Genomic DNA, 13,481 nt, shown 5'->3' with positions numbered 1-13,481 from the left:
GGGTTCAAAAGAAAATCCACATGAATTTTGGCCCGGTAAAACCGGTAAACGAGTTTTGACATTCAAGTTGAAGTGGTAAAGAGCATGATAAGGAGAAGAAACGCATGTTGAACTCCAGAATGAAAACGATTTTGCGTGAATTAATGACATCCCAAACACCTGTCACAGGTGCGTACTTGGCAAATTTGAATCAGGTTACAGACCGGACAACAAGAGAAGATGTCAGAGTCCTCGACTCGTTGCTTGCTAATAATGGAGCCCATATTGAATCCATAATGGGGAAAGGCTATAAACTGGAAATTACAGATAACCAAAAATTTCGTAAATATTTGCAAACTAATGTCAGTGAAGAGACAAAAGGTGATGGATTTGTTCCTAAATCACCAGAGGTACGTATTTCATATGTAATCAAACGGCTACTATTAAGCGAAGGCTATTTGAAACTCGATGATTTGGCTGATGAAATCTATGTCAGCAAATCAACCATTCAAAATGACTTGAAACATGTCAAAGAAATACTGGCTGAATATGACATAAGTCTCGTATCACGCCCCAACTACGGCTTAAAATTAAGAGGCAGCGAGCTTAAAATGCGTTTTTGCATGGCGGAATATGTATTTGATCGTAATGACGGACAAGGTGATCAAATGTTTGATTATCATTTATCTCCATTGCCAAAGGTAGACTTGGATACGATCCAGGAAATCATCATGCGGCAAATACAAGAGAACAACATCACATTATCCGACATTGCGTTCAATAACCTCCTCATTCATATAGCCATTGCCTACAGACGAATAAAAAAAGGCAATCATGTTACATTATATAAATCCGATATACAGGAAATTATGGAACAAAAAGAGTATGAGGTTGCAAAGAAGATTGTCAAAGAAGTTGAAGAAACATTTCAAGTAGCGTTTCCACAACCGGAAGTTGCTTATATTGCAATCCACTTGCTTGGGACAAAAATGCTTACTCAAACAAATGCAGGGGATAAAGTCGTTGAACAAGTAATGGATGATAATATTATAGAGCTCGTTATGGTAGCTCTTGATAAAATAGCATCGAAACTGAATCTTGATTTGAAAAATGACAAAGAGTTGATTATTGGTTTAAGCCTGCATTTAAAACCTGCGATAAACCGGTATAAATATGGAATGAATTTTAGAAATCCAATGCTTCAGGATATCAAGAAGAACTACCCATTGGCTTTCGAGGCAGGCATAATAGCAGGATTGGCTATTGAGGAATACACCGGAACAGAAATCAACGAAAATGAAGTCGGATATCTTGCCCTTCACATCGGGGCTGCAATCGAAAGGAAAAAATTAAAAACAGAACCGAAACGTTGTCTGATCGTATGTGCGTCAGGGCTGGGGACGGCTCAATTGATTTATTATAAATTAAAAAACCAATTCGGAAAAAGCCTGGATGTTGTAGGGACGACCGAATACTATAATTTGAACCAATATAATTTGCACGATATCGATTTAATTGTCAGCTCCATTCCGATTCTAAAACAATTGCCAGTACCTGTAATCGAAGTGAATGCCATTTTAGGGGACAGAGATTTGGCTAAAATAGAAAAATTCGTTGTTGATAATAAACAACATATTCATTCTTATTTTAGAAAAGATCTCATGTACTTTAGAAAAAACTTTATTACTAAAGAAGAGGTATTAGAATTTTTGCATGCAAAGTTGCTTGATAAGGGTCTGGTTGAACCGGATTTTCTCGAGGCAATCTATGAACGCGAGAAAGTTGCACCAACTTCATTCGGTAATCTGGTGGCAATCCCCCATTCAATCACTCCGAAATCCGATCATACATTTTTAGCTGTTTGCACATTGGTAAATCCAATTATATGGAAGGAAAAGCCGGTACAATTTATTTGTTTGCTAAGTGTAAAGAAAAATAGCCAGGAAGATTTGCAGTCGATGTATGATTTGCTGAGAAAAATAATTGACAGTAGCTCGATGGTGCAGAAATTGATTAAGGTAAAATCTTATGAGGAGTTTATGAAGGTACTGGTTGATTAAGTAAAATAAATGTGGAAATATCTATTAATATAGAGTTTATCTTGCAATTAGGCAATAATTACTTAAAAGGGAAGGGTAAAATGATGTACGGAAGCTGGTTTATAAAAGTATATGGGGGGAATAAAAAATGGCGTATTCCATCGGTGTTGATATTGGGGGAACAAAAGTTGCAATTGCCATTGTTAATGAAAAAGGAGAAATCATTGAACAGACGAAAATTCCAACAGACTTATCGATCTCTCCGCAAGAAATGATTGCCCGGATTAGCAGTCAAATTGAGCAAGTTGTTCAGAAATCGGCTGTTTCCATGAATGATGTAATCGGGATAGGAATTGGCGCACCAGGACCGCTAGATAGCAAAAATGGAATAATTAAATGTCCTCCTAATTTGAAAAAATGGGTAGATATTCCAATTGTGAACTGGATGCAAAAAATATGGGATATTCCAATTGTGCTTGAAAACGATGCCAATGCTGCTGCACTAGCTGAAAAATGGCTCGGAGCAGCACAGGAAAATGAAAATTTTGTTTATATGACAATAAGCACAGGGATTGGTGCCGGTATTATTGTCGACGGTAAATTGCTCCATGGCATGAAGGGAAATGCCGGAGATATCGGACATACTGTTGTTGATCCATCATTTGGAAAATGCACATGCGGGCAATATGGGTGTTTGGAATCCATTGCATCAGGAACCGCAATTGCCAAACGGGCTTCAGAGATTGTAGGAAAAGAACTGACTACGAAAGAAGTTTTTGACCTGTATAATGAAGGCGAACCTGAAATTGTTGATTTTATTGAACGGATTTTCCGCGTGCTTGGAGTAGCATGTGTTTCGATTATCAATACATTCGATCCGGAAAAAATTGTCATTGGTGGCGGCGTTTCAAAAGTTGGCGAGCCGTTATTCAAATCGATTCAGGATTATGTCAGTCAATTTGCACTGAATCCTACAGGGCGCCAAACGAAGGTTGTACCGGCAAAACTTGAGCAGAATGCCGGTGTAATCGGAGCAACTGCATTATGTTTTGATGTTGTGTGAAGCTTGGGTTATTTCGGCGCATAAAAATGGTCCATCCAAAATTATGAATGGGCCTTTGAAAGGTCTGACTTTGCTACAGGCGTTATCATAAGGGCAACCTTTTCGACAAAAACTGTTTAATTTCCTTAGAATGAGCATATTGTGTAAATTCTTCACTAGTGTATTGAGACCCTAGGTCTGTATTCAACACTAATTCAGGTGTTGGAGATTGTGTGGATTATGGCATTGTCAAAGGATTATGATGATCATGATGATGTTCATGGTGATGGTGTTCATGTTCATGTGCCATTGTAAATTGAGGTTCTGTGGCGTATAGTTCATTTGTTGTCCCAACAACTGCACGTAAAACATTGGGCCGATCTTCAAAATCCTTTGTTCCAGCTCCATATCCGATTGTTTCAACTGTCATCGAAGGATAACCATGAAAACCTGAACCTAGGGCAGCTACAATTCCTGCTCCAGTTGGTGTGGTCATTTCAAAGGGAACATGAGAAGAACGAATGGGAATCCCTTTTAATATTTCTAATGTTGCGGGAGTAGGGATTGGATAAATCCCATGTTCAATTTTAATTTGGCCTGAACCCAAAGGAATTGGAGAAGTATAGATTAGATCAATACCTAAATCCTCAAGAGCTAAGCTTACGCCAATAATATCGACAATAGAATCGACTGCACCCACTTCATGAAAATGGACTTTTTCTATAGGAAGATGATGAATCTTTCCTTCAGCAATAGCAATTTTTTCGAATATTTTTTTTGATTTTTCCTTTACACGTTCTGGTAATTCCGACCCCTCAATCATCTGTATAATATCGATGTAATGGCGATGATGAATAGCTTCTGTATGGGGATCGATGACTACATCAAGTTTTAATGCAGTAACTCCTTTTTTGACGACCTTTTGGTATTGTAAATTAAAAGGATTAACTGGTAATTTTTTTAATTCCATTTCAATATAGGAAGGATTTGCCCCTGCATCAATAAGAGCTGCAAGAGCCATATCGCCACTAATTCCAGAAAAAGTATCAAAGTATAAAATTTTCATCGTCATTCTCCTTTAAAGGATGGATCCATCCATTTATTAATCAGCCCTGCTTGATAACCTGCCCCAAAGCCATTGTCAATGTTAACCACGGAGATACCACTGGCACAAGAATTTAACATCCCTAACAAGGCAGATAACCCTTTGAAATTAGCACCGTATCCTACACTAGTCGGGACCGCGATCACAGGTTTATCAACTAAACCACCGACAACACTGGGAAGAGCGCCTTCCATACCTGCCACTACAATGATCACATTGGCCTTTCGAATCAAATCGATTTTATCAATTAAGCGGTGCAAACCTGCGACACCAACATCGCAAATGAGTTTCGTTTCATTTCCCATCGCTTGGGCAGTTACTGCAGCTTCTTCTGCAACAGGAAGATCAGATGTACCAGCACAAACCACCACTATATAACCAGGGTGTTTTTCTTCTGACTTACGATTCCATAGAATGGTTCTAGCTATTTCATTATATTCAACGCTGGGAAATTTCCAAAGGATTTGTTCTCCCATTTCTTTTGTTACTCTTGTTGCTAGAACGACTTTATTCTTTGTAATCAATCGTTCAAAAATCACTAATACTTGTTCTGTCGTTTTTCCTTCAGCATAAATCACTTCAGGAAAACCTGTCCTTTTTGCTCGATGGAGATCTAGATTTGCAAAACCTAGTTCTTCATAGTTTTTTAATTTTGCTTTTGCTTCAGCGACAGTGAGTCTTCCCTGTTGAACTTCTAGTAAAAGTGATGTTAATGAGTCCTTTTTTTCCATCATCATTCCACCTAAAAGTAGGATTGTAGTCTAACTTGTAACTTTAGTTGCGATCGATGTTTAATTACTGAGTAATTTGAGTAAGATGGGTAAGAGATAATCAGTGGTTATTCGTGTAAATGTTAAAGTTGTTGGTTTAATAGGGTTAAGAATAATCCAACATCGGTAACAACCCCTTTTGCCTGGGCAGAGCCACGGTCTACTAATTTGGCGACGACGGCAGGGTTAATGTCTACACACACCGTTTTTACCCAACTAGGCAACATATTGCCTGTTCCAATCGAATGCAACATGGTAGATAGCATAATCACCATTTCCGCATCCTTTACCATATCGGCGTAAGCTTCTTGTGCTTTAATAAGATCCATGATGGTATCAGGAAGAGGCCCATCGTCGCGGATCGAACCGGCCAAAACAAAGGGCACTTGATGGTTCACTAATTCATACATAATACCGCTTTTGATCGTACCATCTTGTACAGCCTGACTTATACTTCCTGATTTATTTACAGCATTGATGGCTCGCATGTGGTTTTTATGGCCGCCTTTAACCACTTTACCTGTATCTAAATCGACACCTAAGGAGGTGCCGAACAAATCTCGCTCAATATCGTGGACGGCGAGGGCATTTCCTGATAACAAACCAGAAATGTACCCTTTACGAATCATATCTTGAAAGGCATCCATTCCACCTGTATGAATAACGACAGGGCCAGCAACAACAACGATTTTACCATTATTTGCTTTAATCGCTTTCATTTCTTCAGCTAGTTTCTTTACAACCAGTTCAACGCGACGTTCCGAGCTAACGTCGTTAATCATAAAAGCGAATTCGTGTTCATCTGAGCCATTCTTTTCTTGCAAAATACGGACACCTTCAGAACCACATACAATGAGATCGCCTTTTTTTACATCGCGTAACTTTGTACAGAACACTTCGTCATTTTTTACAACTAAAACGGCATCCATACGCTGATTTTGCGCCTTGATCCATTTACCTTCTAGGAATATTTCTGTGGGATGATTCGTAGTGGAATAGAAATCATCAGGTACAGTTTTATCTTTTTCGCTAGGCTTAAGTTTGGCATGAACCTCAGTTGTGGGAATTGTTACACCTAAGTTGGTTAATTCGTTTAATATTAAATTAAAGCCTTCTTCACTGATCTCAATGGCTATTTTTGCAGATGATAAATCATCAACTGCTTTTCCTACAATCAGTTCGAGAACCCGATAGGTACCATTATATTGGACACAAGAAGCATCAATTCGTTTTAAAATATCGTCACGAATAATGTGCCCTTTAATTTGAAGCATTTTTTCCATGAATGTTCCCCCTTGCCTGGTTAAATTCTATATGAATAGTGTATACATAAATTCAGAATCGTTCAAATTATTGTATCATAGAAAGTTGAAAAATAGTTTAAATCCAAATCATTACGATTTACATATTTAATGAAACATATTATAATGGGATATGTTAAATAAGAATGATTACGATTTATGAAAGGGGATAAATCATGAAAAAGTTATTTGTGGCTTTGATGATATTGGTATTTATTTTATCATTTGTTGGCTGTGCCAATGTAAATAAAAATCAAGAGAATAATCAAAATCAGGGTGTTGATCAAGATCAAAAGGTTACAGTTTATACGAGTTTTTATGTTCTTGCTGATTTTGCTAAAAAAATAGGGGGAGACCATGTAGAGGTTACAAATCTCATTCCTCCTGGGGTAGAACCTCATGATTTTGAATTAACGCCAAAACAAATCGCCCAATTAAATCAAGCAGATCTATTTGTTTATAATGGTGGGGGATTTGAACCATGGTTAGGGAATCTAGTGGATGATATAAAAGAAAAAGTTGAAGTTGTCGATTCTACGAAGCAGATCGAATTTCTTACGACTGAAGATGAGCATACAGATGAACAGGGACAAAAAAATGAACATGGAAAGGGTTTAGATCCACATGTTTGGCTGAATCCAGTCAATGCAATTTCTCAAGCAGAACAAATAAAAGAGGCATTGGTTAAAATTGACTCTGATCACCAAGCAGAGTATGAAGGCAATTTTCAGCAATTAAAACAAGCTTTGCTCGATTTGGATCAAGCTTATCAACACACCTTGGAAAAAACACCTAGCAAGGATATCTTTGTTTCTCATGCGGCTTTTGGATACCTTGCTGAACGCTATGGTTTAAATCAAGTTTCTATTGCTGGATTATCTACTTCGGATGAGCCAAGCCCAAAAGAAATGGCGAATATTATAAAGAAAGCAAAAGAACTTAACATCAAATACATCTTATTTGAACCATTGGTTGAATCAAAATATGCTAAAACGATTATGGCTGAAATCGGTGCTCAAAGGTTAGAATTAAATCCATTAGAAGGATTAACGAAGGATGAACTAGAACGTGGTGAAGATTATTTATCGATCATGAAGAAAAATCTTGAGGTGTTAAAGATTGCTTTGGGAGTGAAATAGATGAATGAACCAATCATTGAAGTAAAAGAGCTTTCTTTTCGATATGGTGAGCAACATGTTTTAAAACATGTCAATTTGAAAGTGATGGAAGGCGATTTTGTTGGGTTAGTAGGGCCTAATGGTTCAGGAAAATCTACCTTATTAAAAATCATCTTAGGTTTATTAGAACCTACATCTGGTGAAGTCAAATTATTCGGTATGCCGATTAAAACGTTTAAAGATTGGCCAAAAATTGGCTATGTTTCCCAAAAGGCCAATAGTTTTAACAGAGGATTTCCTGCAACGGTGGAAGAAATCGTTGAAACAGGTCTGTATGGAAAAGTTGGCTTATTTAAAAGGTTAACGAGGCAAGATAAAAATAAAGTAATGGAAGCTTTAGAACAAGTTGGTTTAGAAGAGTATGCAAAACGAAATATCGCCAAATTATCTGGCGGACAGCAACAAAGAGTATTTATTGCCAGGGCAATCGTAAGTGAACCCAAAATATTAATTCTAGACGAACCAACAGTTGGAGTGGATACAGAGTCTGTGCAAAAGTTTTATCAATTGATGGGAAAACTGAATAGGGAACTAGGAATGACTTTAATGTTAGTTTCTCATGATATAGGGATGGTAACGGAGAAAGTGACGAAGTTGGCCTGCTTAAATAAAAAATTATTTTTCCATGGAACGCCCCATGAGTTTGAAATGCAACGAGGAATATTGGAAAAAACTTATGGTTCTGAAATGAGTCTTGTCACTCATCACCACCATATGAAGGAGTAGAGAGATGTTAGAAATATTACAGTATGATTTTATGCAACGGGCTTTTTTAGCCGGAATTTTAATTGGTGTGATCAGTCCGGTGATTGGTGTATTTATCGTGCTACGAAGATTATCTTTAATTGGAGATACCTTATCTCACGTTACACTAGCAGGGGTAGCAGCCGGGATTTTAGGTGGGATTTATCCTGTTTTATCAGGTATGATTTTTGCGGTGTTGGCTGCATTAGGAATTGAAAAGTTACGTAAATTATACCGTTCCTATGAAGAATTGGCGATTCCGATTATGCTATCGACTGGAATCGGACTGGCAGTTGTGCTCATTAGCTTAGTAAGTGGTACAAATGTTGATCTATTTGGTTATTTATTTGGGAGTGTAATGGCTGTTTCAGGAAAAGACCTATTTACGATAGCTATTGTTGGATTTATTATACTATTAGCGATCTATTTCTTTTTTAAAGAATTATTCTATCTCTCGTTTGATGAGGAAGCTGCAAGACTAAGTGGGATACCTCATCGTTTTATCAATACGATTTTTATTATTCTTGTGGCCTTGACGATTTCCTTATCGATGAGGGTCGTGGGGATATTATTGGTTTCTTCATTGATGACGATACCAGTCGCTGCAAGTTTGCAAATAGCTAATAGTTTTAGAAAAGCGTTAATGTATGCCGTTATTTTTTCCTTGTTATCTGTGATTATCGGAATTTTGTTGTCGTATTTTTTTAATTTGGCTACTGGGGGAACGATTGTCTTAACCAGTGTACTAATTTTGATCCTAGTCATTGCAGGAAAACGATTTTACTTCGGTAAACATAGTTAAAGCAGGGTTAAGGAACGGAAATCGAGAGCCTATTTTGAAATATAGTTTGAAGTATAGTTAATTTGAGAAAAGAAAGAAATAAGAGAGTATATGAGAGGGGAAACTGTGAAATGGAAACAGCCACATCGGTACAAACTAAGAGGCTTTTAGCGAGTAATCGGGTTCCTTTATTGATCATTAGCTTAGGTCATATGCTTAACGATTTAATGACGTCAGTACTACCGGCTTTAATTCCTATTTTAATCATTGAGTTTGATCTATCTTATACACAATCTGGACTCATTATTATGGTAGCAAATGTTACTTCTTCGTTGGTTCAACCCGTTTTTGGTTACCTTTCTGATCGTAAACCGTTATTATGGTTATTGCCACTAGGGGTGTTCTTCACCGGTCTAGGCTTGTCAGGTATTGCCGTTGCCCCATCCTATGTCTGGCTGTTATTCTTTGTTGGATTAAGTGGTCTTGGTTCAGCTGCCTTTCATCCTGAGGCAAGTCGTGGAGCCCATTTGGCTGCAGGTAAAGGGAAAGGACTAGCACAATCGATTTTCCAAGTAGGTGGCAATGGTGGACAGGCATTGGGTCCGTTAATGATCCCATTGTTTTTATCCACGATGGGGGTAAAAGGGACACCATTCTTTTTAATTCCAGCTGTGTTAGCGGCCTACTTACTATGGATTTTAAGACCTTGGATGAAAGAAAAACGCATAAGTCAACAACGATCAGTAAAAGAAATAAAGGGTAAAGACCAACCTTTATTCTTACTTCTACTTGTTTTCGTTGTGACGATGCGGTCTTGGATTACAATCGGGGTCACGACCTTTCTTCCATTATACTATATCAATGTGTCGAAAATGACGATTGACCAAGCAAGTGTTTATACCTTTATCTTTTTATTGTTTGGTGCTTTAGGAACCTTAGCTGGAGGGCCAATCGCTGACTATCTAGGCAAAAAGACCGTGGTTAACGCTTCATTGCTGCTTGCGATTCCATTCCTTTTTCTCTTACCGTACGTAGAAGGAATCATCGCCATGGTTGTAGTTGGCTTTTTAGGTTTTATCTTATTTTCCTCCTTTGCCGTAACCGTGGTCTTTGGGCAAGAGCTTATTCCAGGAAAAGTGGGGATGGCTTCAGGATTAATGATTGGCTTTGCGATTGGTGCAGCTGGGATTGGAGCGACCGCATTAGGATATTTTGTCGACCATGCTGCATCTTCGGAAAGTGGATTAACCTTTGTTTTAAAACTCTTAAGTTGGATTTTAGTTGCTTCTGGATTGATTAGTTTGACCTTGCCAAATGATAAGAAAATGGCGAATCAGTAGTAAAATAATCCCTAATACGATGATATCCCCTCTGTTGCTTAAGAACAGGGGGATTTTTTCGTATTAAACTGTTGCTTAAGTTGCCAATCTTCCCATTTCCTAAAAACTTTAATTTGTTTGTCTGGATAATATCCTTAGGTGATATTTGGTAGATTGGTTTATCAAAAGATACGACATTACTTGTTTGCAGCATATAGGCAATAAATTCCGAGCAAGTAAAGGTGTATTTCTTTTGTTTATTTACATGTCTCCATAGCATTGGAAACGCAAAGCCAAGAGCTCCTTTTATGTGGTAAGAAGTTAAATTGGGGTTATTTTTAAATTTGTTAATGAGATGGGCAATTTTATCATATTGTTTGTTTGTAACCTTCACTCGATACAACCAATAGGGCAAGTTCTTTTGATATTGATCTATTTGTTCCACAATAAAACCATTTTGGAAGGATAATCTTCTATTTTTTATTCTGATTTTCAAATTATAGCTATAAAGCTCAGTCAGTTTGGAATCTAGGGCAAGAATGGAATGGACATAAGGAGCTTTAGTCACCATTTTTATGATCCATGACATCGGGTCATAACCGCCTAAAAACAGGATATAGATGGTTTTCATGCAAACCAAGCCTTCCCTAATCATTTTGTTCGTACAATATATGTATTCGATTTTTTTTTAGAAGGACTGGTATGATGGCCTATAAAGTGCTTTTAAACTTAGATTTTACTAAAAAATAAAATCATCCAACTAATTGGAAAGCGCCAACTAGTTGGATGACACTACTGCTTGGTAAAAGAAAAATCTTTCTATTGATTTGCCAGTTGCTTTTGTAATTCTGCAACTAATTCTTTAGATAAGGTTGTCTCTCTTTGATAGTTGGCATGATTTACTCTTAAGGTGACCTTGTCTGTATTTAAGAAGGCTTGTTTTTGACTATCGGTAAATGGGAAGTGGAGATAATGTACAGATTGCGTATATTTCTCATCATCCTCATCTTCTGCATCTGGTTCGTAGGAAGTAATGACGTGAGAATCAAAAACAAGTTCAACTGCTTTTTCAATGCCAACAATGGTTTTGTTAAATTCTCTAAGTTCTTGTTGATTTGGTATTTCAATGAATAAGGTCATGGTTAATTCATTTGGCTCAGGAAGAAGGTCATTATATACATCTAACATTTCCTCAATGTAAGTATCGTTTGTGATTTGTTCTGCTCGGATCATTTCCTGAATTTGATAAAATACGGTCAGTTTTGATTCAAATAAACCTGTCATTCGATCACTGATCGAAACCCTTCTCATTTTTTTTTCAGCGATCACTTCTTTTAAAAATTTTTCGTGTAAATTTACGTATTGTGCATATGGAATTAAATCGGCTTTCGTTAGCTTTGCCATCAAGATTACCTCCTTTACTTTTCACTTTGTCATATAAAAGAATGGACTAGGTTAATTAGCCCTAGTCCTCACTTCTAAGTATACATGAATAGGATAAGTATTTATAATAGAAATTAGTCGTTTAAACGATCAAGAATTTTCTTGAATGTGTTAGCATGTGCTTTTTCAGATTTTGACATTACTTCAAACCATTCTGCAATTTCGTCAAAACCTTCTTCACGAGCAACTTTTGCAAATCCTGGATACATTTCACTGAATTCATATTCTTCACCGGCAATTGCAGATTTTAAGTTATCTGCAGTTGTTCCTACTGGAAGATCAGTTACAGGGTCGCCACCACCATATTTCAAGATCATGTCGAAATGACCGAAAGCGTGAGATGTTTCACCATCAGCAATACGTTGGAAAGAGGAAGAAACATCAGCTAATCCTTCAACATCTGCTCTTTTTGAGAAGTATAGGTAACGGCGATTTGCTTGAGATTCACCAGCAAATGCAGCTTTTAAGTTTTCAAGAGTTTTCGTATTTTTTAGTTCCATTATTATCACCCTTTTTATATATTTTTATTTACAAAGTAATTTTAGTCAAATTTTAGAGTAGTGTCAACAAGTGAAGTGTAATCTTTTCCATGATTAGAAATCTAACAATTTGTAATATTTTATGCTACAATAAATGAGAAGTTAAACAACAGGAGTCGATAAAAGATATGATACACATGTTTGGCCATACATTCGAATTAGTTGTGAATCATAAAGATGGTTGGAACGCGGAAGCTTTTCGTGATCGTTACAGTGAAGTACTTGATAAATATGATTATATTGTAGGGGATTGGGGTTATAACCAATTGCGCCTTAAAGGGTTTTATGGAGAGAACCCTCGGGTATCCCATGAGATGAAAATCGAATCATTTGAAGAGTATCTATTTGAATATTGTAATTTTGGTTGTGCCTATTTTATTCTCAAAAAGACAAAAAATGGGGAGCACGAGCAAAAGGAATCAAAAAAGTGAGTTTGTCGTTCGACAACTCACTTTTTTAAAGATTAAGAAAGTAAAAGTTTCCTCCACTTGTCATTTAAGGGTTTGTATATTCCATAAGCTGTGACATAGCGTGACTAGCAGCTTTAGCTGTGTAGCACGACTTGTACACTTTGTGTGCCTTCAGAAGTGCCTTTCTCTCCTTAATCTTTATTCATAGAAGGGCACGGATGACGGAGCGCGATGGAATATACAAACTTATTTTAATGTTTTATGGAATTTTAACTTCCCTCCGAAAGAAGTCTCCCACTTCTAAACGTGAAGGTGTGCCAACACCAGTGAAAGTGGGAGATGAATTTCGGTTAGGCGTAGCTTAAAGTTGTCTTTTTTTGCTATGATATAATTAGTCTTATATAAATGAAAGGCTGATATATCAATGAAATTAGACTGGGTGAAAATTACAATATTTCTTTAGTAGAATGGAATCACGATGTTGAGAAGCTTTTGCTTACTCACAACGGGTGATGCGCCCATTGAAGTGAGGTGATTCGATATGGCAAACAAAGCATATAAGTTCCGTCTGTACCCAACACAAGAACAAGAGCAATTTCTTGCGAAAACCTTCGGTTGCGTTCGTTTCGTTTACAATAAAATGTTGGCTGAACGAAAGGAAACATATGAGAAGTTCAAGGACGACAAAGAAGCCTTGAAAAAGCAAAAATTTCCGACTCCTGCCAAGTACAAAAAGGAGTTTGCATGGCTCAAAGAAGTCGATAGCCTTGCGTTGGCAAACGCTCAACTGAATTTGCAGAAGGCATACCAAAACTTCTTCTCTGGTCGTGC

13 protein-coding genes and 2 pseudogenes (1 of these 15 only partly in view) are annotated in these 13,481 nt (G+C 37.2%); 8 read left to right on the top strand and 7 right to left on the bottom strand.

The annotated features are described in order from the left end of the window. Positions 1-104: 104 nt before the first annotated feature. Together TEPIDINF_RS08370 and TEPIDINF_RS08365 are read left to right on the top strand one after the other, a co-directional pair. The gene (locus TEPIDINF_RS08370) at positions 105-2,039 is read left to right on the top strand and encodes a BglG family transcription antiterminator (RefSeq protein WP_421691741.1); all 1,935 of its coding nucleotides are present in this window, start codon (positions 105-107) and stop codon (positions 2,037-2,039) included. Positions 2,040-2,166: 127 nt separating this feature from the next. After that, the gene (locus tag TEPIDINF_RS08365) at positions 2,167-3,081 is read left to right on the top strand and encodes an ROK family protein (RefSeq protein ID WP_421691740.1); all 915 of its coding nucleotides are present in this window, start codon (positions 2,167-2,169) and stop codon (positions 3,079-3,081) included. A 75-nt stretch (positions 3,082-3,156) separates the two neighbouring features. Here the strand turns inward: TEPIDINF_RS08365 and TEPIDINF_RS08360 are convergent. The 4 genes and pseudogenes from TEPIDINF_RS08360 to TEPIDINF_RS08345 form a co-directional block, all read right to left on the bottom strand. After that, positions 3,157-3,295 (bottom strand): annotated as a pseudogene (locus TEPIDINF_RS08360) (IS3-like element ISBce13 family transposase); the annotation flags it as partial. A gap of 3 nt (positions 3,296-3,298) precedes the next feature. Next, positions 3,299-4,126: a nickel pincer cofactor biosynthesis protein LarC gene (gene larC / locus TEPIDINF_RS08355; protein WP_069800567.1), complete on the bottom strand. Its 828-nt coding sequence runs from the start codon at positions 4,124-4,126 to the stop codon at positions 3,299-3,301. Positions 4,127-4,128: 2 nt separating this feature from the next. Then, positions 4,129-4,899 carry a nickel pincer cofactor biosynthesis protein LarB gene (larB, locus tag TEPIDINF_RS08350; RefSeq protein ID WP_421692156.1) on the bottom strand — a complete coding sequence of 257 codons (771 nt, stop codon included), beginning with the start codon at positions 4,897-4,899 and terminating at the stop codon, positions 4,129-4,131. A gap of 119 nt (positions 4,900-5,018) precedes the next feature. Further along, a complete protein-coding gene (locus TEPIDINF_RS08345) occupies positions 5,019-6,218 on the bottom strand; it encodes an ornithine cyclodeaminase, nickel-pincer nucleotide-dependent (RefSeq protein WP_068725635.1) in 1,200 nt (399 codons plus the stop codon). Positions 6,219-6,412: 194 nt separating this feature from the next. Here TEPIDINF_RS08345 and TEPIDINF_RS08340 point away from each other — a divergent pair, with 194 nt between their 5' ends. The 4 genes from TEPIDINF_RS08340 (at position 6,413) to TEPIDINF_RS08325 (ending at position 10,279) form a co-directional block, all read left to right on the top strand. Beyond that, entirely contained in the window at positions 6,413-7,375 is a 963-nt protein-coding gene (locus TEPIDINF_RS08340) for a metal ABC transporter substrate-binding protein (RefSeq protein ID WP_068725633.1), read from the top strand. Next, positions 7,376-8,140: a metal ABC transporter ATP-binding protein gene (locus TEPIDINF_RS08335; protein WP_421691739.1), complete on the top strand. Its 765-nt coding sequence runs from the start codon at positions 7,376-7,378 to the stop codon at positions 8,138-8,140. Between the two features lie 4 nt (positions 8,141-8,144). Further along, on the top strand, positions 8,145-8,960 hold the full coding sequence (locus TEPIDINF_RS08330; RefSeq protein ID WP_421691738.1) for a metal ABC transporter permease: 816 nt from the start codon (positions 8,145-8,147) through the stop codon (positions 8,958-8,960). Positions 8,961-9,070: 110 nt separating this feature from the next. After that, the gene (locus tag TEPIDINF_RS08325) at positions 9,071-10,279 is read left to right on the top strand and encodes an MFS transporter (RefSeq protein ID WP_421691737.1); all 1,209 of its coding nucleotides are present in this window, start codon (positions 9,071-9,073) and stop codon (positions 10,277-10,279) included. On the opposite strand, the gene TEPIDINF_RS08320 is transcribed toward TEPIDINF_RS08325, so the two are convergent. The 3 genes from TEPIDINF_RS08320 to TEPIDINF_RS08310 form a co-directional block, all read right to left on the bottom strand. Continuing rightward, a complete protein-coding gene (locus tag TEPIDINF_RS08320; protein ID WP_421691736.1) occupies positions 10,236-10,889 on the bottom strand; it encodes a hypothetical protein in 654 nt (217 codons plus the stop codon). The genes TEPIDINF_RS08325 and TEPIDINF_RS08320 overlap by 44 nt on opposite strands. A gap of 188 nt (positions 10,890-11,077) precedes the next feature. After that, positions 11,078-11,662 (bottom strand): DUF3501 family protein, encoded by a 585-nt coding sequence (locus tag TEPIDINF_RS08315; protein WP_069800551.1) that lies wholly within the window; start codon positions 11,660-11,662, stop codon positions 11,078-11,080. A gap of 113 nt (positions 11,663-11,775) precedes the next feature. Next, the gene (locus TEPIDINF_RS08310) at positions 11,776-12,201 is read right to left on the bottom strand and encodes a rubrerythrin family protein (RefSeq protein ID WP_235589095.1); all 426 of its coding nucleotides are present in this window, start codon (positions 12,199-12,201) and stop codon (positions 11,776-11,778) included. A gap of 167 nt (positions 12,202-12,368) precedes the next feature. On the opposite strand from TEPIDINF_RS08310, the gene TEPIDINF_RS08305 reads away from it, so the two are divergent. Together TEPIDINF_RS08305 and TEPIDINF_RS08300 are read left to right on the top strand one after the other, a co-directional pair. Beyond that, a complete protein-coding gene (locus TEPIDINF_RS08305; protein ID WP_068725622.1) occupies positions 12,369-12,671 on the top strand; it encodes a YutD family protein in 303 nt (100 codons plus the stop codon). 520 nt (positions 12,672-13,191) lie between these two features. Then, positions 13,192-13,481: pseudogene (locus TEPIDINF_RS08300) on the top strand (RNA-guided endonuclease TnpB family protein) (it continues 825 nt past the right edge of the window).

It is taken from the genome of Tepidibacillus infernus (genome assembly GCF_048898065.1).
Taxonomy (GTDB): Bacteria; Bacillota; Bacilli; order Tepidibacillales; family Tepidibacillaceae; genus Tepidibacillus_B; species Tepidibacillus_B infernus.
The sequence above is the reverse complement of the archived record's forward strand: the minus strand, read 5'-3'. Positions and strand labels throughout refer to the sequence as shown.

What these genes read in the sequence shown, in the direction of transcription:
- TEPIDINF_RS08370 (WP_421691741.1), top strand. Translation starts at nt 105, where the DNA reads ATGTTGAACTCCAGAATGAAAACGATTTTGCGTGAATTAATGACATCC.
- TEPIDINF_RS08365 (WP_421691740.1), top strand. Translation starts at nt 2,167, where the DNA reads ATGGCGTATTCCATCGGTGTTGATATTGGGGGAACAAAAGTTGCAATT.
- larC (WP_069800567.1), bottom strand. Translation starts at nt 4,126, where the DNA reads ATGAAAATTTTATACTTTGATACTTTTTCTGGAATTAGTGGCGATATG.
- larB (WP_421692156.1), bottom strand. Translation starts at nt 4,899, where the DNA reads ATGATGGAAAAAAAGGACTCATTAACATCACTTTTACTAGAAGTTCAA.
- TEPIDINF_RS08345 (WP_068725635.1), bottom strand. Translation starts at nt 6,218, where the DNA reads ATGGAAAAAATGCTTCAAATTAAAGGGCACATTATTCGTGACGATATT.
- TEPIDINF_RS08340 (WP_068725633.1), top strand. Translation starts at nt 6,413, where the DNA reads ATGAAAAAGTTATTTGTGGCTTTGATGATATTGGTATTTATTTTATCA.
- TEPIDINF_RS08335 (WP_421691739.1), top strand. Translation starts at nt 7,376, where the DNA reads ATGAATGAACCAATCATTGAAGTAAAAGAGCTTTCTTTTCGATATGGT.
- TEPIDINF_RS08330 (WP_421691738.1), top strand. Translation starts at nt 8,145, where the DNA reads ATGTTAGAAATATTACAGTATGATTTTATGCAACGGGCTTTTTTAGCC.
- TEPIDINF_RS08325 (WP_421691737.1), top strand. Translation starts at nt 9,071, where the DNA reads ATGGAAACAGCCACATCGGTACAAACTAAGAGGCTTTTAGCGAGTAAT.
- TEPIDINF_RS08320 (WP_421691736.1), bottom strand. Translation starts at nt 10,889, where the DNA reads ATGAAAACCATCTATATCCTGTTTTTAGGCGGTTATGACCCGATGTCA.
- TEPIDINF_RS08315 (WP_069800551.1), bottom strand. Translation starts at nt 11,662, where the DNA reads ATGGCAAAGCTAACGAAAGCCGATTTAATTCCATATGCACAATACGTA.
- TEPIDINF_RS08310 (WP_235589095.1), bottom strand. Translation starts at nt 12,201, where the DNA reads ATGGAACTAAAAAATACGAAAACTCTTGAAAACTTAAAAGCTGCATTT.
- TEPIDINF_RS08305 (WP_068725622.1), top strand. Translation starts at nt 12,369, where the DNA reads ATGATACACATGTTTGGCCATACATTCGAATTAGTTGTGAATCATAAA.